This window comes from Streptomyces sp. NPDC060184 (genome assembly GCF_042728795.1).
Taxonomy (GTDB): Bacteria; Actinomycetota; Actinomycetes; order Streptomycetales; family Streptomycetaceae; genus Streptomyces.
Genome location: NZ_JBHWYX010000001.1, coordinates 237,931 through 263,800 on the forward strand (window position 1 = coordinate 237,931; position 25,870 = coordinate 263,800).

General features: G+C 69.3%; 22 protein-coding genes. 12 read left to right on the top strand and 10 right to left on the bottom strand.

From position 1 onward, the window contains the following. Window positions 1–138: 138 nt before the first annotated feature. Window positions 139–1,581, bottom strand: a complete 1,443-nt coding sequence (locus ACFWEE_RS00980; RefSeq protein WP_386885219.1) for a CCA tRNA nucleotidyltransferase — start codon at window positions 1,579–1,581, stop codon at window positions 139–141. Between the two features lie 184 nt (window positions 1,582–1,765). Here ACFWEE_RS00980 and ACFWEE_RS00985 point away from each other — a divergent pair, with 184 nt between their 5' ends. The 7 genes from ACFWEE_RS00985 to trxA all read left to right on the top strand — a co-directional run bounded on the left by ACFWEE_RS00985 (window position 1,766) and on the right by trxA (window position 11,443). Next, window positions 1,766–4,063: a DUF6049 family protein gene (locus ACFWEE_RS00985; protein ID WP_386885220.1), complete on the top strand. Its 2,298-nt coding sequence runs from the start codon at window positions 1,766–1,768 to the stop codon at window positions 4,061–4,063. Between the two features lie 49 nt (window positions 4,064–4,112). Beyond that, window positions 4,113–6,272, top strand: a complete 2,160-nt coding sequence (gene murJ, locus ACFWEE_RS00990; RefSeq protein WP_386885222.1) for a murein biosynthesis integral membrane protein MurJ — start codon at window positions 4,113–4,115, stop codon at window positions 6,270–6,272. Between the two features lie 131 nt (window positions 6,273–6,403). Further along, entirely contained in the window at window positions 6,404–8,095 is a 1,692-nt protein-coding gene (locus ACFWEE_RS00995) for a protein kinase family protein (RefSeq protein WP_386885224.1), read from the top strand. A 27-nt stretch (window positions 8,096–8,122) separates the two neighbouring features. Further along, window positions 8,123–8,845, top strand: a complete 723-nt coding sequence (gene sigM, locus ACFWEE_RS01000; RefSeq protein WP_386885225.1) for an RNA polymerase sigma factor SigM — start codon at window positions 8,123–8,125, stop codon at window positions 8,843–8,845. Continuing rightward, window positions 8,842–9,963, top strand: a complete 1,122-nt coding sequence (locus ACFWEE_RS01005) for a hypothetical protein (RefSeq protein WP_386885226.1) — start codon at window positions 8,842–8,844, stop codon at window positions 9,961–9,963. Before sigM ends, ACFWEE_RS01005 begins: the two co-directional genes overlap by 4 nt. 131 nt (window positions 9,964–10,094) lie before the next feature. After that, complete coding sequence (gene trxB / locus ACFWEE_RS01010) at window positions 10,095–11,066, top strand: thioredoxin-disulfide reductase (protein WP_327176807.1); 972 nt, start codon at window positions 10,095–10,097, stop codon at window positions 11,064–11,066. A 44-nt stretch (window positions 11,067–11,110) separates the two neighbouring features. Further along, window positions 11,111–11,443: a thioredoxin gene (trxA, locus tag ACFWEE_RS01015; protein WP_386885228.1), complete on the top strand. Its 333-nt coding sequence runs from the start codon at window positions 11,111–11,113 to the stop codon at window positions 11,441–11,443. A gap of 182 nt (window positions 11,444–11,625) precedes the next feature. Here trxA and ACFWEE_RS01020 read toward each other — a convergent pair whose 3' ends face one another. The 9 genes from ACFWEE_RS01020 to rpmH form a co-directional block, all read right to left on the bottom strand. After that, window positions 11,626–12,243: a GNAT family N-acetyltransferase gene (locus ACFWEE_RS01020; RefSeq protein WP_386885229.1), complete on the bottom strand. Its 618-nt coding sequence runs from the start codon at window positions 12,241–12,243 to the stop codon at window positions 11,626–11,628. A gap of 157 nt (window positions 12,244–12,400) precedes the next feature. Then, on the bottom strand, window positions 12,401–13,477 hold the full coding sequence (locus tag ACFWEE_RS01025; protein WP_386885231.1) for a ParB/RepB/Spo0J family partition protein: 1,077 nt from the start codon (window positions 13,475–13,477) through the stop codon (window positions 12,401–12,403). After that, window positions 13,474–14,550, bottom strand: a complete 1,077-nt coding sequence (locus ACFWEE_RS01030) for an AAA family ATPase (RefSeq protein ID WP_327176811.1) — start codon at window positions 14,548–14,550, stop codon at window positions 13,474–13,476. Before ACFWEE_RS01030 ends, ACFWEE_RS01025 begins: the two co-directional genes overlap by 4 nt. Window positions 14,551–14,861: 311 nt before the next feature. Then, a complete protein-coding gene (rsmG, locus tag ACFWEE_RS01035) occupies window positions 14,862–15,578 on the bottom strand; it encodes a 16S rRNA (guanine(527)-N(7))-methyltransferase RsmG (RefSeq protein ID WP_266706607.1) in 717 nt (238 codons plus the stop codon). 108 nt (window positions 15,579–15,686) lie between these two features. Beyond that, window positions 15,687–16,196, bottom strand: a complete 510-nt coding sequence (locus ACFWEE_RS01040; protein ID WP_266706608.1) for a R3H domain-containing nucleic acid-binding protein — start codon at window positions 16,194–16,196, stop codon at window positions 15,687–15,689. Window positions 16,197–16,208: 12 nt separating this feature from the next. After that, on the bottom strand, window positions 16,209–17,462 hold the full coding sequence (yidC, locus tag ACFWEE_RS01045) for a membrane protein insertase YidC (RefSeq protein WP_386885233.1): 1,254 nt from the start codon (window positions 17,460–17,462) through the stop codon (window positions 16,209–16,211). A 3-nt stretch (window positions 17,463–17,465) separates the two neighbouring features. Continuing rightward, window positions 17,466–17,843 carry a membrane protein insertion efficiency factor YidD gene (gene yidD / locus ACFWEE_RS01050; RefSeq protein WP_386885234.1) on the bottom strand — a complete coding sequence of 126 codons (378 nt, stop codon included), beginning with the start codon at window positions 17,841–17,843 and terminating at the stop codon, window positions 17,466–17,468. Then, a complete protein-coding gene (gene rnpA, locus ACFWEE_RS01055; RefSeq protein WP_386885235.1) occupies window positions 17,840–18,211 on the bottom strand; it encodes a ribonuclease P protein component in 372 nt (123 codons plus the stop codon). Before rnpA ends, yidD begins: the two co-directional genes overlap by 4 nt. A gap of 18 nt (window positions 18,212–18,229) precedes the next feature. Beyond that, complete coding sequence (gene rpmH, locus ACFWEE_RS01060; protein WP_006381191.1) at window positions 18,230–18,367, bottom strand: 50S ribosomal protein L34; 138 nt, start codon at window positions 18,365–18,367, stop codon at window positions 18,230–18,232. 381 nt (window positions 18,368–18,748) lie between these two features. Between rpmH and dnaA the strand changes: the two genes are divergently transcribed. The 5 genes from dnaA to ACFWEE_RS01085 all read left to right on the top strand — a co-directional run bounded on the left by dnaA (window position 18,749) and on the right by ACFWEE_RS01085 (window position 25,524). Further along, on the top strand, window positions 18,749–20,536 hold the full coding sequence (gene dnaA, locus ACFWEE_RS01065) for a chromosomal replication initiator protein DnaA (RefSeq protein ID WP_386885237.1): 1,788 nt from the start codon (window positions 18,749–18,751) through the stop codon (window positions 20,534–20,536). A 1,096-nt stretch (window positions 20,537–21,632) separates the two neighbouring features. Further along, entirely contained in the window at window positions 21,633–22,763 is a 1,131-nt protein-coding gene (gene dnaN / locus ACFWEE_RS01070; protein WP_386885238.1) for a DNA polymerase III subunit beta, read from the top strand. Window positions 22,764–22,901: 138 nt separating this feature from the next. Beyond that, window positions 22,902–23,780: a phosphogluconate dehydrogenase (NAD(+)-dependent, decarboxylating) gene (gnd, locus tag ACFWEE_RS01075; protein WP_386885240.1), complete on the top strand. Its 879-nt coding sequence runs from the start codon at window positions 22,902–22,904 to the stop codon at window positions 23,778–23,780. Window positions 23,781–23,818: 38 nt separating this feature from the next. Continuing rightward, the gene (gene recF / locus ACFWEE_RS01080; RefSeq protein ID WP_386885241.1) at window positions 23,819–24,943 is read left to right on the top strand and encodes a DNA replication/repair protein RecF; all 1,125 of its coding nucleotides are present in this window, start codon (window positions 23,819–23,821) and stop codon (window positions 24,941–24,943) included. 41 nt (window positions 24,944–24,984) lie between these two features. Then, entirely contained in the window at window positions 24,985–25,524 is a 540-nt protein-coding gene (locus ACFWEE_RS01085) for a DUF721 domain-containing protein (RefSeq protein WP_386885420.1), read from the top strand. The last annotated feature ends 346 nt before the right edge of the window (window positions 25,525–25,870 follow it).

The window sequence follows — 25,870 nt, forward strand, 5'->3', positions numbered from 1 at the left end:
CGCGTGGGGTTGGGCGGGGCGGCGTGCTCGGGCCCCCCCCCCCTCACCCCGGGTGTTCCCCCTACACCCCCCGCCCCCCCCCCCCCCCGGGGGGTCGTGTTTCACGTGAAACACGACCCCGCGGGACGAACCGGCGGATCAGTTCTGAGCCCGCCACCACTCGGTGAGAGCGGCTGTGGCGGCCTCCTCGCCCATCGGCCCGTTCTCCAGCCGCAGCTCCAGCAGGAACGCGTACGCCTGACCGATGACGGGCCCCGGACCGACGTCGAGAATCCGCATGATCGCGTTCCCGTCCAGATCGGGGCGGATGGAGTCCAGCTCCTCCTGCTCCTGGAGCAGCGCGATGCGCTCCTCCAGCGCGTCGTACGTACGCGAGAGAGCGTTCGCCTTCCGCTTGTTCCTGGTCGTGCAGTCCGAACGGGTGAGCTTATGGAGCCGCTCCAGCAGGGGCCCCGCGTCGCGCACGTACCGGCGGACGGCCGAATCGGTCCACTCGCCGTCGCCGTAGCCGTGGAAGCGCAGGTGGAGCTCGACCAGCCGGGAGACGTCCTTGACCATGTCGTTGGAGTACTTCAGCTCCGTCAGACGCTTCTTGACCATCTTGGCGCCGACCACCTCGTGGTGGTGGAAGGAGACGCGGCCGTCCTTCTCGAAGCGCCGGGTCCGGGGCTTGCCGATGTCGTGGAGGAGCGCGGAGAGCCGCAGGATCAGGTCCGGGCCGTTCTTCTCCAGGTCGATCGCCTGCTCCAGGACGGTCAGCGAGTGCTCGTAGACGTCCTTGTGGCGGTGATGCTCGTCACTCTCCAGCCGGAGCGCCGGCAGTTCCGGCAGTACGTACCGGGCAAGTCCCGTGTCGACCAGCAGCCCCAGACCCTTGCGGGGGTGCTCGGAGAGGAGCAGCTTGTTGAGCTCCTCCCGGACACGCTCCGCCGAGACGATCTCGATGCGGGCCGCCATCTCCTTCATGGCGGCGACGACCTCGGGGGCCACCTCGAAGTCGAGCTGAGCGACGAACCGTGCGGCCCGCAGCATGCGGAGCGGGTCGTCGGAGAAGGACGCCTCCGGTGTTCCGGGGGTGCGCAGGACCCGGTCGGCGAGGTCCTTCATCCCGTCGTGCGGGTCGACGAACTCCTTCCGCGGCAGGGCGACGGCCATCGCGTTGACCGTGAAGTCGCGGCGGACCAGGTCCTCCTCGATGGAGTCCCCGTACGAGACCTCGGGCTTCCGGGAGGTCCGGTCGTACGCCTCCGAGCGGTAGGTCGTGACCTCGACCTGGTAGCCGTCCTTCTGCGAGCCCACCGTGCCGAACGCGATGCCGATCTCCCAGACCGCGTCGGCCCAGGGACGGACGATCTTGAGGACGTCCTCCGGCCGCGCGTCGGTGGTGAAGTCGAGGTCGTTCCCGAGCCGCCCGAGCAGCGCGTCCCGGACCGAGCCGCCGACCAGGGCGAGGGAGAACCCCGCCTCCTCGAAACGGCGGGCGAGGTCGTCGGCGACGGGGGACACCCGCAGCAGTTCGCTGACCGCACGGGGCTCCGCCTGGCTCAGGGCGCTGGTCTTGTCTTCGTTGGCGTTCGGCACAACAGAAAAGGGTACGTGCACCGACCGGCCCGGGCGTCATCGTTTCCAGGAGCCCTGCGAGACTCTGCCGATCATGAGGGGCGGTCCGGAGCACTCCGCCACAGCGCACCTCGTTACCATGCGGGGACGCAGAACCGACAGCGATCGACACCCCAGCTGACGACGACGAGGGACGGGTACACGCGTGGCCGAGGCGGCAGACTCCCAGGGGACACTTCCCTCTCCTGCTCGCCGGTGGATGAGGCGTACAGCGTCCGTGTTGCTGGGGGTGCCCCTGCTGACCGGTCTGCTCGCCGGGCCGGCGGCATCGGCTCCTCTCACCGGCACGGCGGAGAAGGCGGCCCCCGTCTCCAGCACGGTCGACGTCGCGCTGAACTCGCTCGCTCCCAGCGCACCGGTCGAAGGAGACACGCTGGTCGTCTCCGGCACCCTGACCAACCGGGGCAAGGAGACGATCAAGGACGCCGAGGTGGACCTCCGGGTCGGTCCGCGGCTCTCGGGGCGTTCCTCGATCGACGCGAACGCCAAGCGGACCGGATATCTGCCGGGTGTCGACGCGGAGCCGCTCGGCGACCCGTACACCGTGCAGGTGGCCACGCTCCGCAAGGGCGTCAGCCAGGACTTCTCGCTCTCCGTGCCGGTCGACAAGCTGCCGCTGGACTCCGCCGGTGTCTACCAACTGGCCGTCTCCCTGACCGGGCAGACCTCCGGCAGCTCCTACGAGCGGGTGCTCGGTATCCAGCGCACCTTCCTCCCCTGGCAGCCGGAGGAGAGCGACGCCAAGTCCAAGCTCACCTTCCTCTGGCCGCTGATCGCCTCGGCGCACATCACGGCCGAGACCGCCTCGGACGAGCAGCAGACCCCCGTCTTCCAGGACGACGAGCTCGCCACCGAGCTGGAGCCCGGCGGCCGGCTCGAACAGCTCGTCTCCCTGGGCAGCGGTGCCCCGGTGACCTGGGTGATCGATCCGGATCTGCTGGCCAGCGTCGACGCGATGGCGGGGACCTACCGGGTCAAGTCCGGGGACACCACCGTCCCGGGCACCCACCAGGCGGTCGCGAAGAAGTGGCTCGACGACCTGCAGAAGGCGGTGAACGGCGGCAAGGTCGTCGCCCTTCCGTTCGCCGACCCCGACCTCGCGTCCATCGCCCACCGGGGCAAGAACGTCTCGGGCACCCTCAGCCATCTGCAGACGGCCACCGAGGCGGCAACGACCACCGTCGAGACGGTGCTGCACACCACGCCGACCACCGACTTCGCCTGGCCCGTGGACGGTGCCGTCGATCCCTCGATCGTCGACGTGGCCACGTCGGCCGGGGCTCACAACGTGATCGCCCGCAGCGACAGCCTGAAGGAGACCGGCAACCTGCTGTACACCCCCACGGCCGCCCGGCCGATCGGTGGCGGTACGAACGCGGTCGTGGCCGACTACCGGCTCTCCACGGCCTTCGGCGGCGACATGACGGGGGGCGAACGCTCCACACTCGCCGTCCAGAACTTCCTCTCCCAGACCCTGGCGTTCACCAAGCAGGACGAGGAGAAGGAACGCAGCATCGTGGTGGCTCCCCAGCGGATGCCCACCGCCGCGCAGGCACAGACGATGGCACGGGCCCTCAGGACGCTGGACGACGGCCGCTGGACGGAGTCCGTGGACCTGGTGGCCGCCTCCGAGGTGAAGCCCGACGCCAGGGCGACCACCCGGGTGCCGAGCTCGTCCGCCTACCCGAAGAAGCTGCGCAGCCAGGAACTGCCCACGCAGGCGTTCCAGGACATCAGGGCCATCCAGGACTCGCTGAACAGCTTCCAGGTCATCCTGACGCAGCCGGAGCGGGTGGTGACCCCGTTCGGCAACGCCATCAACCGCTCGATGTCGACCTCCTGGCGGGGCAAGCCGCTGGAGGCCCAGCAGTACCGTGACGCGGTCCGCACGTACCTCCAGGGGCTCGTCGGCCAGGTGAACCTGATCACGAAGTCCGACGTGACGCTCTCCGGCCGCAGCGCTACGATCCCCGTCACCGTGCAGAACCAGCTGGTGCAGGGCGTCGACCACCTGGTGCTCCGGCTGACCTCCGACAACGCCACCCGTCTCAAGCTCAACGACGACGGCGCGGTCGCGGAGCTGCCGGTGGCGATCGCGGGCGGTCACAGCCAGTCGGTGAAGTTCGACGCCGACGCGAACGTCAACGGCCAGGTGCAGATCAGGGCCCGTCTCTTCACCGAGGACGGAACGCCCTACGGCGACGAGATGACCTTCACGGTGAAGGTCTCCGAACTGACGCCGACGGTTCTGCTGGTGATCGCCGGCGGACTGCTGCTGCTGGTCCTCGCGGGTGTGAGGATGTACAACCACCGGAAGCGCGCCGTCGCAAGCGACACGTCGGAAGGCGGCGGCGGCGAACCCGAGCAGCCGAGTGACCCGACACCGGACACCGGGCCGGAAAGCGGGGACCCGTCCGGGACGGGTGAGAAAGTGGACCGTTGAGCGATGTCTGTCGAGGCCGGTCGGCCGGGGACGATGAGGTGGGGTTTCGATGAACGCGCCGTACGACGGTGACCGCGTGCATGGCGCGGGCGGGACGGGCGCCGACCGTGTGCCCCCGGAGACGGGACCGGACCAGATGGCTCCGGCCGATCCGTACCTCCAGCACGCCTACGAGCACGACCCCTACCGGGCGCGCGATCTCGCCGCCCAGGACCCGGTCGGCGAAGCCCTGTACGACCGGGCGTCCCACCCGCCGCCGCCCCCGGGCACGTACGCGGAGCCGCAGCCGCTCTACCAGCAGCCTCCCGCGTCCCAGTACCCCCCGGACCCCCGGCTCTGGGCCCAGACGCCCGCACCGGAGCCCGCAGGGCCCTCCCGGCACCTTCCCTACGGAGAGGACGCCCTGACGACTCAGTTCGTGGGCGTCGACGACCTCGTCACCCGCGCCTCGGAGGACGAGGTGGAGCCGGACGCCTTCGCCCACCTCTTCCGGGACCAGGAAGGCTCCTCCGGCGGCCGGCACGCGGGCACGCCCGAACCCGAACCCGCCAAGGCGCCCGCGCCGCAGCAGAAGTCCGGCGGACGGGCTTCGGGACTCCTCAAGTCCAGTGCCCTGATGGCCGCCGGAACGCTCGTCTCCCGGCTCACCGGCTTCGTCCGGAGCCTGGTCATCACGGCGGCCCTCGGCACCGTCCTGCTCGGCGACAGCTTCACCATCGCCTACACCCTGCCGACGATGATCTACATCCTCACCGTCGGCGGCGGTCTGAACTCCGTCTTCGTCCCCCAGCTCGTCCGCTCCATGAAGGAGGACGAGGACGGCGGCGAGGCATACGCCAACCGCCTGCTCACCCTGGTGATGGTGGCACTCGGTGTGATCGTGGCCGCGGCCGTGTTCGCCGCGCCCCTGCTCATCAAACTGATGTCGCTCCCCATCGCCAGGGACCCCGACGCCAACAGTGTGGCCATCACCTTCGCGCGCTACTGCCTGCCGACGATCTTCTTCATGGGCGTGCACGTCGTGATGGGGCAGATCCTGAACGCGCGTGGCAAGTTCGGCGCGATGATGTGGACCCCGGTCCTCAACAACATCGTCATGATCGCCACGTTCGGTCTCTTCATCTGGGTCTACGGCACCTCCGCCGAATCCCGGATGGGCGTCGAGACCATCCCGCCGGACGGCGTGCGCCTGCTCGGCATCGGCACCCTGCTCGGCCTCACGGTGCAGGCGCTGGCGATGATCCCCTATCTGCGCGAGGCGGGTTTCCGCTTCCGGCCGCGCTTCGACTGGAAGGGCCACGGCCTCGGCAAGACCATCAGGCTGGCCAAGTGGACCGTGCTCTTCGTCCTCGCCAACCAGGCGGGCGTCCTGGTCGTGACCCAGCTCGCCACCTCGGCCGGGAAGCTCTCCGGCCAGGACGGCACCGGCTTCCTGGCGTACTCCAACGCCCAGCTCATCTGGGGCATGCCGCAGGCCATCATCACCGTCTCCGTGATGGCCGCCCTGCTGCCCCGCATCGCCCGTGCCGCGCACGACAACGACCCCGGCGCGGTCCGCGACGACATCTCCCAGGGGCTGCGGAACTCCGCCGTCGCGATCGTCCCGGTGTCCTTCGGTTTCCTCGCGCTCGGCCTGCCGATGTGCACCCTGCTCTACGGGTCCAGCGGGTCCGAGTCCGCACGGTCGATGGGCTTCATCCTGATGGCCTTCGCCCTCGGCCTCATCCCGTACTCGGTGCAGTACGTCGTGCTGCGCGGCTTCTACGCGTACGAGGACACCCGCACCCCCTTCTACAACACGGTCATCGTGGCGGCCGTCAACGCCGCCGCGTCGGCCCTCTGCTACGTCGTCCTCCCGGCCCGCTGGGCGGTGGTCGGCATGGCGGCGTCCTACGGGCTCGCCTACGCGGTCGGGGTCGGCGTCGCCTGGCGACGGCTGCGCAAGCGGCTCGGCGGCGATCTGGACGGCGCCCGCGTCGTCCGCACGTACGCCCGCCTCTGCATGGCGGCGATCCCCGCCGCACTGGTCGGAGGTGTCGTGGGAGTCGCCCTGCTCGAACTTCTCGGCGAAGGCGTGTTCGGTTCGATCGCCGCGCTGATCTGTGGCGGTCTGCTCCTGCTCGGCGTCTTCTTCGGAGCGGCCAAGAAGATGCGGATCGAAGAGGTGAACGGCCTGATGGGTATGGTCCGGGGACGGCTCGGCCGCTGAACGGACGCCGCAGCACACAACCATCGCCGGTCTCCGCGTGTCGTGCATAGCGCCGGAGTGTGGGCACAATTGGCGTGACTGTGAGCAGAGCTGGCTGGCATCGCGCAACGGATGGGGAGGCAGGAACGACGGTGGCGGAACGTAGCACGGCTGCCGTCGACGTGGCCGACAACAGCGGCGACGAGCCGCTGGCCGCCAAGGCGGACGAGGCCACGACCGACGGGACGGCTGAAGCCAAGAGCGCGGCGGGTGCGAGCCCCGACGGCGTGGACGACAAGGACGCCGGCTCCCCCGCAGAGCCACCTGCGCCCGATCTGCACAGCGGCCACAAGCTGGCCAAGCGCTACCGGCTCGAAGAGTGCGTCACCCGGCTGGACGGTTTCAGCAGCTGGCGCGCGATGGACGAGAAGCTGCGGCGCGCGGTGGGCGTCCACCTGCTCGCCGCGAATCACCCCCGTGCCAGGCCGGTCCTGGCGGCGGCACGCTCGTCCGCCCTGCTCGGCGACCCGCGCTTCGTCCAGGTGCTGGACGCCGTGGAAGAGGGCGACTTCGTCTACGTCGTCCACGAGTGGCTCCCGGACGCCGTCGAACTCACCGCGCTGCTCGCCGCGGGCCCGATGGAGGCGCACGACGCGTTCCAGCTCGTCGGACAGCTCTCCCAGGCCATGGCGGCGGCGCACCGCGAAGGACTGGCCCACCTGCGCCTGACCCCTGGAGCCGTCCTGCGCAGCTCCACGGGGCAGTACCGCATCCGGGGCCTCGCCGTGGACGCCGCCCTGCGGGGCATCACGGCGGACCGGCCGCTGCGTACGGACACCGAGGCGATCGGCGCCCTGCTGTACGCGGCGCTCACGCAGCGGTGGCCCTACGAGAACGACGCCTACGGGCTCACCGGCCTGCCCAAGGAAGTGGGGCTCATCGCCCCCGACCAGGTCCGGGCGGGAGTCCACCGCGGACTCTCCGAGCTCGCCATGCGCGCGCTCGCCAACGACGGCGCCACCGCCTCACGGCAGGAGCCTGCCTGCACCACCCCGGACGAACTGGCCAAGGCGGTCGCCGCGATGCCTCGCATCCTGCCGCCCGAGCCGACCTTCACCGCTCCGCCCGAGTACCAGCGGACCACCTACCAGCAGGGGACGTACGGGCGTCCGTCCGCCCATCCCGCACAGTCGGTGCCGGTCATGGCCCCGCCTCCGGCCCCGCTCCAGAGCCGTACCGGCAGAGCCTTGAAGTGGGCCGTCTCCGCCCTGCTCATCGCCGCGCTGGGGCTCGGCAGCTGGCAGCTCGCCGAGACGCTCCTGGACAACAAGAAGACCGAGGAGACCGACACCACCCGGACGACGGACAGCGGCAGCACCGACAAGAACGTCCTCGTCTCGGGCAAGCCGATCACCATCGTGGACGCCCGGGACTACGACCCTCTCGGCACCGACGGGGGCGAGAAGCCCGAGGCGATAAAGAACGCCTACGACGGTGACCCCAGCACCTACTGGTCCACCCAGAGCTACTACACCGCCAAGTTCGGCGCCCTCAAAACGGGCGTCGGCATGGTTCTCGACCTCGGCAAGGTGCAGCAGGTCGGCTCCGTGGACGTCTCCTTCCTCGACGGCACCACCTCGGTCGAGCTGCGCACCGCGAAGGACGCGACCCCGCCGTCCATGCCCGACGGCTTCACCAAGGTGGCCGACGGCTCGGGTACAAACGTGACACTCAAGCCCGGGAACCCCGTCCAGGCGCGGTACCTTCTCGTCTGGCTCACCGAACTGCCCGGCAGCGGGAAGGATTACCGGGGCAAGGTCTCCGAGATCAAGGTCACCAGCTGACGGACGCGAGGGGCGGGGAGCTCACCGTTGGACGACGCCAGATTCGCCGACACCAGTGACCAGGAACTGCTGGCACAACACGTGGCAGGCGTACCGGAAGCCTTCGGTGAGCTGGTGCGGCGCCACCGGGACCGTCTGTGGGCCGTGGCGCTGCGGACGCTCGGAGACCGGGAGGAAGCGGCGGACGCGGTCCAGGACGCCCTCGTCTCCGCGTTCCGCGCCGCCCACACCTTCCGGGGGCACTCCGCCGTCACCACCTGGCTGCACCGGATCACCGTGAACGCCTGCCTGGACCGGGCGCGCAAGGCCGCCTCCCGCAGGACCTCACCGGTGGACACCACCGAGCGCCTCGATCAGTTACTGGAACCGCACGAGTCGGCCGAGGCGCCTGCGGAGCGTCAGGATGTGCACCGCGAGCTGCTGGCCGCGCTCGCTACGCTCCCTCCCGAGCAACGCGCCGCGTTGGTCCTCGTGGACATGCAGGGATATCCCGTCGCGGAGGCGGCCGTGATCCTCGACGTGCCGACCGGCACGGTGAAGAGCCGCTGTGCTCGGGGACGGGCCCGGCTCCTGCCGCTGCTCGATCATCTGCGCGGGCGTGGCACGGAGGACCCACCGCTGACGAGCAAGGGCCCGCCAGGTTCCGAGCGGAACCGATCAGAAGATCCATTCGTCCCACGGGCGTCAGCGCCCAGGGACGCGGGAGCGCATGATCCTGCCGCAGCGCAGGGCGGAGGCGGACATCCATGACATCCACGACCGACACGACTCAGCACCCGGACGTCACCGAGATCTCCGACTTCGCTGAAGGCGTCCTCTCCGTCGCCCGGGCCACGGAGATCCGGCGGCACCTCCTCACCTGCGCGCTCTGCGAAGACGTGCGCTCCTCCCTGGAAGAGATCCGGTCCCTGCTCGGCTCGCTGCCGGAGCCTTCCCCCGTACCGGCCGACATCGCCGGCCGTATCGAGGCGGCTCTCGCCGCCGAGGCACTGCTCGACACCCGCGCCCCCTCGGTCTCCCCGCCGGGAAGCGTCGATGTTTCACGTGAAACGGCGACGAGGAAAACCGCGAGCAGTGACACAGAAACGAGGGAAACCGCAGGCGGTGAGACAGCGACGAGGGAAACCGCGGACCGTGCGACAGCGGCCGATGAACCGGCAGCACGGACCACTGAGCGGCCGACAGCGCACACCACCGAGCGCACCACCGGGCCGACCGCGGGCGCGGCTGCCGGAACACCGCCGAAGCCCGGGGCACCGATGCCCCGTTCCATCACCCGTCCGCCGAGCACCGCCACCGGCCCGGGCCGGCGCCGTTTCCCCCGGCGCCGTCGCGTCGTCCTCGGCACCGTGTTCGGCGCCGCGCTTCTGGGCATGGGCGCCCTCGTGTTCCAGACCGCGGGTATGACGGCCGGAGCTTCGTCCGACAAGACGGGCTCGGGAGCCATGGCCGCGTCCGCGCCTCCGGAGGACAGCACGGGGGCAGCCGCGTCGCATGCCGTCGAGTTCACCACGGCCACGCTCGCGGATCAGGTGCGCGGCCTGCTGGGCAGCGCCTCCGCGCTCCAGCACACCGAGGACGCCGAGAACACCCCGCAGGACGCGAGCCCCTCCGGGGCACCCACGGCCGACCGTCCCCTGCGCGCACCCTCCGTACCTTCCTGCGTCCAGCAGGCACTCGGCCGTACCGACTCCGTCCTCGCGGTGGAGACGGGGATCTACCGGGGGACGGAGACCTACCTCGTGGTGCTGCCGCACCCCACGGACGTTTCCCTGGTCACCGCATACCTCGTCGACGCCGGATGCACCGCTTCCGATCCCTCGGACACGGGCACCCTTCTGTTCACCCACGCCTACCCCCGTACCTGACCCCGATGTGCCCCACGCCACGCGGGAGGGATCGGGAATGCACGCCCCGTAGGATCCGTTGGGTGGGGTGAGAGTCGTTGAACCGACCCCCTCAGACAAGCAGGCAGACCGCAGAGACGAGGAAGACACCCGTGAGCGACGTCCGTAATGTGATCATCATCGGCTCCGGGCCGGCTGGATACACGGCCGCCCTGTACACCGCTCGCGCCTCGCTGAAGCCCCTGGTCTTCGAGGGTGCCGTCACCGCCGGTGGTGCGCTGATGAACACCACCGACGTGGAGAACTTCCCCGGGTTCCAGGACGGCATCATGGGTCCCGACCTCATGGACAACATGCGCGCCCAGGCCGAGCGCTTCGGCGCGGAGCTGGTTCCGGACGACGTGGTCGCCGTGGATCTGACCGGCGAGATCAAGACGGTCACGGACACGGCGGGCACGGTCCACCGCGCCAAGGCCGTCATCGTGACCACCGGCTCCCAGCACCGGAAGCTCGGTCTGCCGAACGAGGACGCCCTCTCCGGACGCGGCGTCTCCTGGTGCGCCACTTGCGACGGATTCTTCTTCAAGGACCAGGACATCGCGGTGATCGGTGGCGGCGACACCGCCATGGAGGAGGCGACCTTCCTCTCCCGCTTCGCGAAGTCGGTCACCATCGTCCACCGCCGTGACACGCTCCGCGCCTCCAAGGCGATGCAGGAGCGCGCCTTCGCCGACCCGAAGATCAACTTCGCCTGGGACAGCGAAGTCGCCGGTGTGCACGGCGAGCAGAAGCTCTCCGGTCTGACCCTGCGCAACACCAAGACCGGAGAGACCTCCGAGCTGGCGGTCACCGGCCTCTTCATCGCTGTCGGCCACGACCCGCGGACCGAGCTCTTCAAGGGGCAGCTCGACCTCGACGAGGAGGGCTACCTCAAGGTCCAGGCCCCCTCGACCCGTACCAACCTCACGGGCGTCTTCGGTGCCGGCGACGTCGTCGACCACACCTACCGTCAGGCCATCACCGCGGCCGGCACCGGGTGCTCGGCCGCTCTCGACGCCGAACGCTTCCTGGCCGCCCTGGCGGACGAGAAGCTCGCCGAGCCGGAGAAGACCCCGGCCGTCTGAACTGCTCCACCCACACCCCCACCCCTGTAGTTAAGGAGGCCGCCGTGGCCGGCGCGCTGAAGGACGTTACCGACGCTACTTTCGAGGAAGAGGTCCTCAAGAGCGGCAAGCCCGTTCTCGTTGACTTCTGGGCCGCCTGGTGCGGTCCGTGCCGCCAGATCGCCCCCTCCCTGGAGGCCATCGCGGCTGAGCACGACGAGATCGAGATCGTGAAGCTCAACATCGACGAGAACCCGGAAACCGCCGCCAAGTACGGCGTGATGTCCATTCCGACGCTCAACGTCTACCAGGGTGGCGAGGTCGCCAAGACCATCGTCGGTGCCAAGCCCAAGGCCGCGATCATCCGCGACCTCGAAGACTTCATCGTCTCGAAGTAAGCACCACCCGCTCGGTGCGCGCCCAGCGGCACGCACGGAGCATGTTTCACGTGAAACGGGTCGGCCTCTCCACGGGGCCGACCCGTTCTGCTGTGCCCGTTTTTCGCCGTGCCGGTGCTCCGTCCCCAGTGCTCCGCCCCCGGTACTCCGTCACGATGAGCTCTCCGTGGCTCTCGTCCGTCTCAGAGCGGTCGGAGCACGGGTTCCTTCTGCACCACTCCCAGCAGCCGGTCCAGGGCCAGTTCGACATCTTCCCGCCAGGAGAGCGTCGTCCTCAGATCGAGTCGCAGACGCGGATGGACCGGATGAGGCCGGACCGTCTTGAAGCCCACCGACAGCAGATGATCCGCCGGGAGGAGACAGGCGGGTTCCTTCCACCGCGCTTCGCCGAAGGCTTCGATCGCCTTGAAGCCCCGTTGGAGCAGATCCTTCGCCACCGTCTGCACCATGACCCTTCCGAGCCCCTGCCGCTGGTACGCGGGGTCGATCCATCCGGTGATCAGTTGCACGGCGTCCGGTGAGACCGGGCTGGTGGGAAAAGCGATGGAGCGCGGTACGTAGGCCGGCGGGGCGTAGAGCACATAGCCCACCGGCACCTCGTCGACGTACACCAGGCGCCCGCAGGAGCCCCACTCCAGGAGCACGGCGGAAAGCCAGGATTCCTTCGCCGTCTCCGACTCGCCCGCCTTGATCGCGGCTTCCGCCCTGACGGGGTCCAACTCCCAGAACACACAGGACCGACAGCGCTGGGGGAGATCCGGAAGGTTGTCCAGGGTGAGCGGTACGAGCCGACGCCCCATGAAGGCGATCCCTCACTTCCTTGGATCCCGGGAGATGCGCCCTACCAGATCGCATCGTATCGACGCGTGCAGAAGGCGCCTACCCGGGAACGAGCAAAGGACGGGTCCTGTTCCGCTGCCGGAACAGGACCCGTCCTTCCACGCGTTACCGGAACCGTCAGCCCGCGGCTTCGTCCTCGGCCGGCTTCGCGGAGGTGCCGCTCTCCAGCACACGCCCCTCACCCGGCGCGAGGCTGCCGAGAATGCGGTTGAGATCCTCCATCGAGGCGAACTCGACGACGATCTTCCCCTTCTTCTGGCCGAGGTCGACCTTCACCCGGGTCTCGAACCGGTCCGAGAGCCGTGACGCCAGATCACTCAACGCGGGTGAGACCAGACTTCCCGCCCTCGGCCCCTTCGGCTTGGTGGAGCGGGTGTTCTTCGACTCCATCACCTTGACGATCTCCTCGGTCGAACGCACCGAGAGCCCTTCGCGCACGATGCGACGGGAGAGATCCTCCTGCTCCTGGGGGTCCTCCAGTGAGAGCAGCGCGCGCGCATGCCCTGCCGAGAGAACTCCGGCAGCCACCCTGCTCCGCACGGAGAGCGGCAGCCGCAGCAGACGCAGCGTGTTGGAGACCTGGGGCCGCGAGCGCCCGATCCGGTCGGCCAGCTGCTCCTGGGTGCAGTTGAACTCCTTCAGCAGCTGGGAGTATGCGGCTGCCTCCTCCAGCGGGTTGAGCTGAGCCCGGTGCAGGTTCTCCAGGAGCGCGTCCAGCAGAAGCTTGTCGTCCTCGGTCTCCCGGACGATCGCGGGAATCCGCTCCAGGCCCGCCTCCCGGCTGGCCCGCAGGCGCCGCTCGCCCATGATGAGCTCGTACTGGTCGGTCCCCACCTGTCGCACCACGACGGGCTGGAGGAGACCCACCTCCTTGATCGAGGTGACCAGCTCGCTGAGCGCCTCCTCGTCGAACACCTCGCGCGGCTGCTGAGGGTTGGGACGGATGGACTCCGGAAGCAGTTCGGCGAAGTAGGCGCCGACCGGGACGGACTCCGGCTGCTCCACCGGCGGTTCGGGCGCCTTCGGCTCGGGCACCAGAGGCCCGTTCGGAAGAGCGGACAGCTTCGCGGCCGGCACTCCCCGCTCAGCGGCCAGCACCTGGCCCGAACCCTGGGGTGCCACCTGCTTCTCCGTGGGAGCTGCCGGGATCAGCGCAGCGAGGCCACGACCCAGCCCTCGACGACGGTCACTCACTGGATGCCCTCCGAAATGCTCCGCTGGGTGCTCTGACTGCCCACATGGGCCGGCTGGGGCTCGTACCGCACTCCGACGCCCCGCAGCGCGATCTCACGCGCCGCTTCGAGATACGACAGCGACCCGCTCGACCCCGGATCGTACGTCAGCACGGTCTGTCCATAGCTGGGAGCCTCCGAGATGCGTACGGACCTCGGAATGCTCGTCCGCAGCACCTCCTTGCCGAAGTGGCTGCGCACCTCCTCCGCCACCTGGGAAGCGAGGCGGGTCCTGCCGTCGTACATGGTGAGCAGGATCGTGGACACATGGAGGTCCGGGTTGAGGTGACCACGCACCAGTTCGACGTTCCGCAGCAACTGCCCCAGACCCTCCAGTGCGTAGTACTCGCACTGAATGGGGATCAGGACCTCGGCCCCGGCGACCATCGCATTGACCGTCAGCAGGCCGAGGGAGGGGGGGCAATCGATGAGGATGTAGTCGAGCGGCTGTTCGTACGCCTGGATGGCGCGCTGGAGACGGCTCTCGCGTGCCACCAGGGAGACCAGCTCGATTTCCGCACCGGCGAGGTCGATGGTGGCGGGGGCGCAGAAGAGACCTTCGACGTCCGGGACGGGCTGCACGACTTCGGAGAGCGGCATGCTCTCCACCAGGACGTCGTAGACCGAGGGGACCTCGGCATGGTGGTCGATCCCCAGAGCCGTCGAGGCGTTTCCCTGCGGATCGAGGTCGATCACCAGAACGCGGGCGCCGTGCAGAGCGAGCGAGGCGGCAAGGTTGACGGTCGACGTCGTCTTGCCCACACCGCCCTTCTGGTTGGCGACCACCATGACGCGCGTCCGGTCTGGGCGTGGCAGGCCCTCGCCGGCACGGCCCAGGGCCTCCACCGCCAGCTGGGCCGCACGGCCAATAGGGGTGTCATCCATCGGCGGCGGTGTTTCACGTGAAACACCGTCCGCCAGGGACTCGGTTCGGGGACCGGGGACCGGATCGGTCATCGGTCCCGCGATGTTGGCGTCGGACCGCAAGGATTCACTCTCCTCGACTTCAGGCTCGCAATGAACAGAGCCTGCCATGCTTTCGGGGTTGTGAACCAGCGAGGCCCGCTGTTCTGTGGATGGCTCCACCGATGTGGACAACTTGGTAGCTCGTTCGGGGTTGCGGTCCCGCGGCGTGGCAGCCGCACGGCCACGGCCGATGATTCCCTGCAACAGAGAGCGACGTTTCACGTGAAACACGATGCCTCTGCGGGACAACTACCCAGCACCGACACTCCGCGTGGCGAGGGCAGGGCTACTTCTGTGGAGCATCGCTCCGCAAGCCGACCGACCGAACCCTGGTGAGGTTGCCTGGCGGCAGCGCAGCGGTCCCAGCCGGGGAGGGCCGTTCAGCGCCGACGGCGCGTCCGCCCCACCCGGGCCGCCTTGGCCCTCTTTGCGGCGAACCTCACACCGCCCGGGCTCTCGCCCACGACCACCCGGACCACCGTCGTCGTGGGGTCCACCACTCCGGCCCCGGCGTGCAGCACCTCGGTCTCCACCACGCCCAGCTTGCTCAGCGCGGCGCGCGCGCCGTTGATCTCCTCTTCCGCGGTGTCGCCCTTGAGCGCCAGCATCTCGCCGTACGGCCGCAGCAGCGGCACGCCCCAGCCCGCGAGGCGGTCCAACGGTGCGACCGCCCGCGCCGTGACGACATGGACCGGCTGCAGCTTCCCCAGCACCTCTTCGGCCCGGCCGCGGACGACCGTCACATGGTCGAGGCCGAGCAGTTCGACGACCTCTTGGAGGAAGTTCGTCCTCCGGAGCAGCGGTTCCAGCAGCGTGATCTTCAGGTCCGGACGCACCAGGGCCAGCGGGATTCCCGGCAACCCGGCTCCGGAGCCCACGTCGCAGACCGTGACGTCCTGGGGGACCACTTCGGAGAGCACGGCGCAGTTCAGCAGGTGCCGCTCCCACAGACGTGGGACCTCGCGCGGACCGATCAGTCCACGCTTGACACCCGCGTCCGCGAGCAGCTCCGCGTACCGGACGGCCTCCGGGAAGAACTCACCGAAAACCGCCTGGGCCGCCTCAGGTGCCTGAGGGAGCGCTGCTTCCTCCGTCACGGGGACCGTCCTTCCCTACCGCACTACCGCACTGTGGATGGCTGACTATCAGGCTGACAAAGATCGGCCCCGCCTGCGAACAGACGGGGCCGACAGAACACGTTCCGGTCAGGCCGGAAGGACGACGACGAAGCGCTGCGGCTCCTCGCCCTCGGACTCGCTCCGCAGACCGGCCGCCGCGATCGCGTCGTGCACGACCTTGCGCTCGAACGGAGTCATCGGCTCCAGCCGCACCGGCTCGCCGGAGCTCTTGACCTCGTCCGCGGCCTTCGCGCCGAGCGCCGCCAGGACCTCGCGCTTCTTGGCCCGGAAGCCCGCGATGTCCAGCATCAGGCGGCTGCGGTCACCGGTCTCCCGGTGCACCGCGAGCCGGGTCAGCTCCTGGAGCGCCTCCAGCACCTCACCGTCGCGGCCCACCAGCTTCTGCAGTTCACGCGCCGACTCGCTGATGATCGAGACCGCGGCCCGGTCCGCCTCGACGTCCATGTCGATGTCGCCGTCGAGATCGGCGATGTCGAGGAGACCCTCAAGGTAGTCGGCCGCGATCTCGCCTTCCTGCTCAAGGCGGGTCAAGGTGTCGCTGCCCTCAGCGGCCGTGGAGATGGTGCCTTCCGACACGGATGGACTCCCTTACTTCTTGGACGGGTGCTTGGGCCGCTGCTGGCCCTTGCGCGGTCCGGACTTTGCTTGGCGTGAGGAGCCCGACGCGGGCTTGCCCGCCGGCTTCGACTTGTCGTCCTGCTTCTGGAGCGAGGTCTTGGCCTCCGCGGCGTCACCGGAGTCCGGTTCCTTGGCCGCCTCGGTCTGACCGACGGTGGCGGTCCTCTGCGCCTTGCTCTGCCGCTTGGGCTGGTGCCGGCGCTGGGTGGCGCCTTCGGCCTCGGCCACGGACGACTCGCTCTTCGCCACGGTCCCGTCCTCCTGGGCGGCGAGGCCCAGCTTGGAGAGTCCGTTGATGAACTTGCGCTCGATGTCGTTGCGCTCCGTGCCCTTGGCGAAGATGCGCTTGACGGTGTTCCGACGCGTCCGGCCGCGTACCTCGCCGTGCTGGGTGATGCTCTTCAGCAGGCGTCCGAGGTACTGGTCCTGGGCCTTGCTGCCCGGCGTCGGGTTCTGGTTGATCACGTACATCTGCTGACCCATGGTCCAGACGTTGGTGGTCAGCCAGTAGACGAGGACACCGACGGGGAAGTTGATGCCCATCACGGCGAAGATCAGCGGGAAGACGTACATCAGCATCTTCTGCTGCTGCATGTACGGGGTCTTCACGGAGAGGTCGACGTTCTTCGTCATCAGCTGGCGCTGGGTGAAGAATTGCGAGGCCGACATCATGATGATCATCACTGCGGTGACGACCCGGACGTCGACGAGCGAGGCGCCGAGCGCCTGCACCTCGGCCGAGCTGTTCATGAACTTCGCCGCGAGCGGGGCACCGAAGATGTGGGCCTGCCGCGCGCTGTCGAGCAGCGGCTGGTCGATGACGCCGATCGTCTTGCCGTTGGCGATGGCCGCGAGCACGTGGTAGAGGGCGAAGAAGAACGGGGACTGCGCCAGGATCGGAAGGCACGAGGAGAGCGGGTTGGTACCCGTCTCCTTGTACAGCTTCATCATCTCTTCGGACTGACGCTGCTTGTCGTTCTTGTAGCGCTCCTGGATCGCCTTCATCTTCGGCTGGAGCACCTGCATGTTCCGCGTCGACTTGATCTGCTTCACGAAGAGCGGGACCAGGCAGATGCGGATCAGGATCACGAGGGACACGATGGACAGGCCCCAGGCCCAGCCCGTGTCTGCACCGAAGATCGCCCCGTACACCTTGTGGAACTGGACGATCACCCAAGAGACGGGTGTGGTGATAAAGCTGAACAGACTGGCAATCGTGTCCACTAATCAGGCTCCTTGAGCTTTGGGCGAGGTCTCTGTGGCCGGACCCGGCGTCACGGCTGCCGCGGCTGTCGCGGTCGTCACGTCCCCGGGGGGCACATCAGTGGCGGAGTCCCCGCCCTTGTCACCGCGCAGCGCGTTGCGCAGCAGTTCGTGCCAGCGCGGACGCTTGCGCGGCGGGACATGGTCCACACCGCCCGGCGACCACGGATTGCATCGCAGAATGCGCCAGGCGGTCAGCGCTGTTCCCTTGATCGCGCCGTGCCGGTCTATCGCCGTGAACCCGTAGTGCGAACACGACGGGTAGTAGCGGCAGACAGGTCCCAGCAAGGGGCTGATCGTCCACTGGTACAGCTTGATGAGAGCCAGCAGCGGGTACTTCATCGCGTGCCCCCTCCCAGCAGCCGCGCGAGGGCGGCGTCCAGGTCTCGGGTCAGCTGATCGTGATCGGCGTCACCCGAACCGGGCAACGCGCGCACCACAACCAGGCTACCGGGGGGCAGCTGAGCCAGCCGGTCTCGAACCAGGTGGCGAAGCCGGCGCTTCACAGCGGTGCGGACGACCGCACCACCCACGGCTTTGCTGACGACGAAACCCGCACGCGGTGGGGGAGGGGTCTCCCCCGACACGTGCGGGTCCGTAGTACCGCTGCGTAGATGGACGACAAGCAGAGGGCGACCAGCCCTGCGTCCTCGTCGAACCGCGGTCGCGAAGTCCTCGCGCCGCCTCAGCCGATTCTCGGTAGGCAGCACGTCATGACCTGTGGATGATCAGGCGGACAGGCTCGCGCGACCCTTGCCACGGCGGTTCGCGAGAATCGCGCGGCCGGCACGGGTACGCATACGCAGCCGGAAGCCGTGGGTCTTGGCGCGACGACGGTTGTTCGGCTGGAAGGTGCGCTTGCTCACTCGGGGGCTCCAGAATAAATCGGGTGATGGCGGGACATCGCCTGGCTGTCACCGTGCGCCCACGAGGAACTCGCGTAAACGCCTTAGTGCACCGCTTCACAATCACAGATCGTGATCTTTGCCCATCGGAGGCAGGCGGCAGCAGCCATCGACAACTCGACCTGGTCACGGTACGCGCGGCTACGCCATCCGGTCAAACTCACCACGAGTGACCCCCCGCTATGCACAGGCTGTGGACAACAACTTGAACCGGGCGGGTCGCCGTGACTACCGTGGCTGAACTCCGGTTTCTTTTCGTTCCCCCCTGCCGGGCCCGACCCGACCCGACCCATTCCGTCCCGGGAAACACATTTTCGTGGGACATGCGAGAGAGCGTGCCTTGTGGCTGACGTACCTGCCGATCTTGCCGCAGTGTGGCCACGCGTGCTGGAACATCTCCTCGGTGAGGGCCAGCAGGGCATCGAGCCGAAGGACAAGCAGTGGATCGAGCGCTGCCAGCCGCTCGCGCTGGTCGCGGACACCGCGCTGCTCGCCGTACCGAACGAGTGGGGCAAGCGGGTCCTGGAGGGCCGGCTCGCGCCGCTCATCAGCGAGACGCTGACCCGCGAGTGCGGGCGGACGATCCGGATCGCGATCACGGTCGACGACTCGGCGGGTGAGCCGCCGACCCCTCCGGCGCCGCCGCTGCACCAGACCCAGCAGGGCCGGCAGAACCACCGGTACCCGAACCCGTCCCACGACGAGCAACAGCACGGCGACCCGTACGACACGTACGGTCACCGCCCGCAGGACGACGGGATGCCGACCGCCCGCCCCGCGTACCCGGAGTACCAGCAGCGACCCGAGCCGGGCGCCTGGCCGCGCACCCAGGAGGACCTCTCCTGGCAGCAGCCGCGGCACGGCGGCTACCAGGACCGCGAGCAGCAGGCCGACCAGTGGCGCGAGCCGTACGGCACCGGACGTCCGCAGCAGCCCTCGCACGAATACCGGCCGCAGCCTCCGGAGCGCCAGGGGTACGAGTCCCAGCGGCCCGAGCGGCACGACCTCCAGGACCAGCAGCACCGCCCGGGGCGGGCCGGCGGCGGGATGCCTGGTCCGGGTTCGCAGCCGTCCCCCGCGCCCGGCCCGGGCGAGCCGCACGCGCGGCTGAACCCCAAGTACCTCTTCGACACCTTCGTCATCGGCGCGTCCAACCGGTTCGCGCACGCGGCGGCGGTGGCGGTGGCCGAGGCGCCGGCGAAGGCGTACAACCCGCTCTTCATCTACGGGGAGTCCGGGCTCGGCAAGACCCACCTGCTGCACGCCATCGGGCACTACGCGCGGAGCCTCTACCCGGGGACCCGGGTGCGGTACGTGAGCTCCGAGGAGTTCACCAACGAGTTCATCAACTCGATCCGCGACGGCAAGGGCGACACCTTCCGCAAGCGCTACCGCGACGTGGACATCCTGCTCGTCGACGACATCCAGTTCCTCGCGAGCAAGGAGTCGACGCAGGAGGAGTTCTTCCACACCTTCAACACCCTGCACAACGCGAACAAGCAGATCGTGCTCTCCTCGGACCGGCCGCCCAAGCAGCTGGTGACGCTGGAGGACCGGCTGCGGAACCGGTTCGAGTGGGGCCTCACCACCGATGTGCAGCCGCCCGAACTGGAGACGCGGATCGCGATCCTGCGCAAGAAGGCGGTGCAGGAGCAGCTGAACGCCCCGCCGGAGGTGCTGGAGTTCATCGCGTCCCGGATCTCGCGGAACATCCGTGAGCTGGAGGGCGCGCTGATCCGGGTGACGGCGTTCGCGAGCCTGAACCGGCAGCCGGTGGACCTCGGCCTGACCGAGATCGTGCTGAAGGACCTGATCCCCGGTGGCGAGGACTCGGCTCCGGAGATCACCGCGCCCGCGATCATGGCGGCCACCGCCGACTACTTCGGACTGACGGTCGAGGACCTCTGCGGGTCGTCGCGCAGTCGCGTGCTGGTGACGGCACGCCAGATCGCCATGTACCTCTGCCGCGAACTGACGGATCTCTCGCTGCCGAAGATCGGCGCGCAGTTCGGTGGCCGCGACCACACCACGGTCATGCACGCGGACCGCAAGATCCGCGCGCTGATGGCAGAGCGCCGCTCCATCTACAACCAGGTCACCGAGCTCACCAACCGCATCAAGAACGGCTGACACTCCGCCGGGCCCGTCCGCCGGGGCGAGCGGGCCACGAGCACCCGCCCCGGCGTACTCCGCCCACAGGGAGTGGACAACAAGGCGCCCCGCCGGACCTCTTCACGGTCCGGCGGGGCGCCTTCCGTCGTATCCGGGACACCCGCGGAGCGGTCTCGGGACACCCGGCGAGCGGTCTCGGGACACGTCGAGCGGTTCGTGGAAACGGCTCCGGAAGGAGAGCTCCGGAACGTCTCCGGAACGTCTCCGGGGCGTTTCCGGCCCCCGACGGCACGTGGAGCCCTCGTTCCGGGCCGTGCGCGGGGCTTGTCGTTGTTCGAACAGAAGGTCACAGAAGAGCGGACACGGCCCTTCTCCACAGATGTGCCGGATTTCTTCTCTCCACAGCCTGGGGAACAGGAAGTTGTCCAGATTGCGTCCACAGGGCCCGCTGTCGATACTCCATCAGGCCAGGTCAACCGCCTGGGGATTTGTGGTCAACCGTGATCCACAGCCTGTGGACAAAGGATCTGTCCACAGGGGCTCATCCGGGTTGTCCACCGGCAACTCACAGGATCAGCTCTCTTGTCCCCAGGAGGAACCCTCTTCTCCACACCTCTGTCCACTGTTCGGCAACACGACACCCCTCCTCACTGCCGAGAGTGAAAGGCGTCACACCAAGGTGGTCGATTGGGCTGTGGGGAACCGGGGTAAAGCTGGGGACGGCCCTGGGGAGAAGTACCCCCGCCCTGTGCATCGGGTGTGCAGAACTTTCGTGTGTCCACAGAAGTGCCTGGTTATCCACGGACTGCACCCACAGGTGCGGTGGACAAAAAATCGGCTCTGACCTGCGCAAACGACGTTATCCACGGTTTCCACAGGGCCTACTACTACTACCTCCCAGAGTTAGCCAGGAATCCGTTTCGAAGTGGGGGCTGTGCACAACTTGGCTCGCTGGGCTCTCGGACCGCCTCGGGCGACTTGACCCCGAGCAGCGACGAGTGTCGGTGCCGTACGTCAGACTGGACCCCGGCGTCCTCCCCGGCCCCCCGGCCGACGGACCCGATCGACGACGAAGGCCAGCAGGGCGAGCGAGCAACAGCAGGAGGCGGTTCCGGTGAAGATCCGGGTGGAGCGCGATGTACTCGCGGAGGCGGTGGCCTGGGTGGCCCGCAGCCTCCCGGCCCGTCCGCCGGCGCCCGTCCTCGCGGGCCTTCTGCTGAAGGCCGAGGACGGTGCCCTCAGCTTCTCCAGCTTCGACTACGAGGTCTCGGCGAAGGTCTCCGTCGACGCGGAGATCGAGGAGGACGGCACGGTCCTGGTCTCCGGCCGCCTGCTCGCCGACATCTGCCGCGCCCTGCCGAACCGCCCGGTGGAGATCTCCACCGACGGTGTGCGGGCCACCGTGGTCTGCGGCTCGTCGCGCTTCACCCTCCACACACTGCCTGTGGAGGAGTACCCGGCGCTGCCGCAGATGCCGACCGCGACCGGCACGGTGCCCGGTGAGGTCTTCGCCTCCGCCGCCGCCCAGGTCGCCATCGCCGCGGGCCGTGACGACACCCTCCCGGTGCTCACCGGTGTGCGCATCGAGATCGAGGGCGAGACCGTCACGCTGGCCTCGACCGACCGGTACCGCTTCGCCGTCCGCGAGTTCCAGTGGAAGCCGGAGAACCCGGACGCGTCCGCCGTGGCCCTGGTGCCCGCCAAGACGCTCCTGGACACCGCCAAGGCGCTCACCAGCGGCGACACGGTCACCCTGGCGCTCTCCGGCGCCGGCGCGGGCGAAGGGCTGATCGGTTTCGAGGGCGCCGGCCGCCGCACGACCACCCGTCTGCTCGAAGGCGACCTGCCGAAGTACCGCACGCTCTTCCCGACCGAGTTCAACTCCGTCGCCGTGATCGAGACCGCCCCGTTCGTCGAGGCCGTCAAGCGTGTGGCCCTCGTCGCCGAGCGGAACACCCCGGTGCGGCTCAGCTTCGAGCAGGGGGTGCTCATCCTGGAGGCGGGTTCCTCGGACGACGCACAGGCTGTGGAGCGCGTCGACGCGGTGCTGGAGGGCGACGACATCTCGATCGCCTTCAACCCGACCTTCCTGCTGGACGGGCTGAGCGCCATCGACTCCCCGGTCGCCCAGCTCTCGTTCACCACGTCCACGAAGCCCGCCCTGCTCAGCGGCCGTCCGGCCGTCGACGCCGAGGCGAACGACGCGTACAAGTACCTGATCATGCCGGTCCGCCTCTCCGGCTGACGCTGATCGGTACCCGTACCCACGACAAGGGATCCGGCGGGCAGGCTCGGCGCTGAGCTTGCCCGCCGCTCCGTGTTCCGGTGCCGGGCGTAGGCTCGGACATGGGAACGTATCGGCACAACGCTTAAGGAATCTCTGATGGAGCTCGGTCTCGTCGGCCTCGGCAAGATGGGCGGCAACATGCGCGAGCGCATCCGCCGCGCAGGCCACACCGTCATCGGTTACGACCGGAACCCGGACGTCGCCGATGTCCACAGCCTCGAAGAGCTTGTGGGCAAGCTGAAGGGCCCGCGTGTCGTCTGGGTCATGGTCCCGGCCGGCGCCGCGACGCAGTCCACCATCGACGAGCTGGCGGAGCTGCTCCAGCCCGGCGACATCGTCGTCGACGGCGGCAACAGCCGCTGGACCGACGACGAGAAGCACGCCGTCGAGCTGGGCATCAAGGGCATCGGCTTCGTCGACTGCGGTGTCTCCGGCGGTGTCTGGGGCCTGGAGAACGGCTACGCCCTGATGTACGGCGGCAAGCCCGAGGACGTCGCGAAGGTGCAGCCCATCTTCGACGCCCTGAAGCCGGAGGGCGAGTTCGGCTCCGTCCACGCGGGCAAGGTCGGCGCCGGACACTTCGCGAAGATGGTCCACAACGGCATCGAGTACGCCATGATGCAGGCCTACGCCGAGGGCTGGGAGCTCCTGGAGAAGGTCGACTCCGTCACCGACGTGCGCGAGGTCTTCCGCTCCTGGCAGGAAGGCACCGTCATCCGTTCCTGGCTGCTCGACCTCGCGGTCAACGCCCTGAACGACGACGAGCACCTCGACGGCCTGCGCGGCTACGCCGCCGACTCGGGCGAGGGCCGCTGGACGGTCGAGGCCGCGATCGACAACGCGGTGCCGCTGCCCGCGATCACCGCGTCGCTCTTCGCGCGCTTCGCCTCGCGCCAGGACGACTCGCCGCAGATGAAGATGATCGCCGCGCTGCGCAACCAGTTCGGTGGCCACGCGGTGGAGAACAAGAAGTAGTACGCACGCACAGCAGGACGGACGGAAGGCCCGCGACCATGCACGTCACGCATCTCTCGCTGGCCGACTTCCGCTCGTACGCCCGGGTCGAGGTACCTCTCGACCCGGGCGTCACCGTGTTCGTGGGGGCCAACGGGCAGGGCAAGACGAACCTCGTCGAGGCGGTCGGCTATCTCGCCACCCTCGGCAGCCACCGGGTCTCCTCGGACGCCCCGCTGGTGCGGATGGGCGCGGAGCGGGCCGTCGTCCGGGCCGCGGTGACCCAGGGAGAGCGTTCCCAGCTGATCGAGCTGGAGCTCAACCCGGGCCGCGCCAACCGCGCCCGGATCAACCGGTCCTCGCAGGTCAGACCGCGGGACGTGGTGGGCATCCTGCGGACCGTGCTGTTCGCCCCCGAGGATCTGGCCCTGGTCAAGGGCGATCCGGGTGAGCGGCGGCGCTTCCTCGACGAGCTGGTCACCGCCCGCTCCCCCCGGCTGGCGGGGGTCCGCTCCGACTACGACCGGGTGCTCAAGCAGCGCAACACCCTGCTGAAGTCCGCCGCGATGGCCCGCCGCCACGGCGGCCGTTCCATGGACATGTCGACGCTCGACATCTGGGACCAGCACCTGGCCCAGGTCGGCGCCGAGCTGCTGGCGCACCGGCTCGACCTGATCGCCGTGCTCCAGCCGCTCACCGACAAGGCGTACGGCGACGTCGCCCCGGGCGGCGGCCCGGTGGGGCTCGAGTACCGCGGTTCGGTGGGCGAGAACCCGGGCCGGACCCGTCCGGAGCTGTACGAACAGCTGCTGGCGGCGCTCGCCGGTGTACGGAAGCAGGAGATCGAGCGGGGGGTGACCCTCGTCGGCCCGCACCGGGACGATCTGCTGCTGGGCCTGCGCGGGATGCCCGCGAAGGGGTACGCGAGCCACGGCGAGTCCTGGTCGTACGCGCTGGCGCTGCGGCTGGCCTCGTACGAGCTGCTGCGGGCAGAGGGCAACGAACCCGTGCTGGTCCTCGACGACGTCTTCGCCGAGCTGGACGCGCGGCGCCGCGAACGCCTCGCGGAGCTGGTGGCACCGGCCGAACAGGTCCTGGTGACGGCAGCGGTCGACGACGACGTGCCGGGGGTGCTCACGGGCACCCGGTACGCGGTCGCGGCCGGCGAGGTGGTCCGGCTGTGAGCGACTCCGCGGACCGTGCGCAGGGTGGTTCCGGGGGCGACGTGGCCCGGGAGCCGTCCGGCGGCAAGGCGCCCGAGCCGTCCGGGGTGGATCTGGCCCGGGTGGCGCTGCGGGCAGCGAAGGAGCAGGCCGCGGCGCGGGGGGCCGCGGCCCAGCAGCGCAAGCAGGCCAGACGCGGTGGCGGGCTGCGCTCCGGCGCGCGGTCGGACGGACGGGACCCGCTGGCGCTCGGTTCGGCGATCAACCGGCTGATCACGGAACGCGGCTGGGAGACGCCCGCCGCGGTGGGCGGGGTGATGGGCCGCTGGCCCCAGATCGTGGGCGCGGATCTGGCCAAGCACTGTGTGCCGCTGAAGTACGACGAGGCCCCCGAGGCCCGGGTGCTGACCGTCCAGTGCAGCTCGACCGCCTGGGCGACGCAGCTGCGGCTGCTCGCGCCCCAACTGGTGGCGCGGCTCAACGCCGATCTCGGGCAGGGCACGGTCCGCATGATCAAGGTGCTGGGGCCCGGCGGCCCGCAGCGCTCCCACGGGCGGCTGCGCGCGCCCGGTTCGACCGGTCCCGGCGACACGTACGGCTGACCGCGGCCGGTCGCGGCCGGTCCAGCGACCGGGCGATCCCCGTCGACACCCCTTGTGAGCTGGGCTTTCACGGCCCGTAATCCAGAAGCGCCCACGCCCGCCGCACCGTCGGCGGGCGTTTCGCGCTGCCCGGGGCCGTACCGCCCGCGCGGCTGCCGTGGCCTCGGGGGCTTCCGGCTTGTGCCGTTGTGCGCGGGTTGAAACCTCCGGGGGCCGAGCGGGTGTCCCTCACCGTAGCGGAGGGTTGACAGGCAGAAGCGCTCAATGCCCGTGTGAGCCTCCCAGGGCCCCATCCTGAATATGGGGAGTCGTCAGCCGCTGGTTGAGGGCGGCACATGCGGACTCA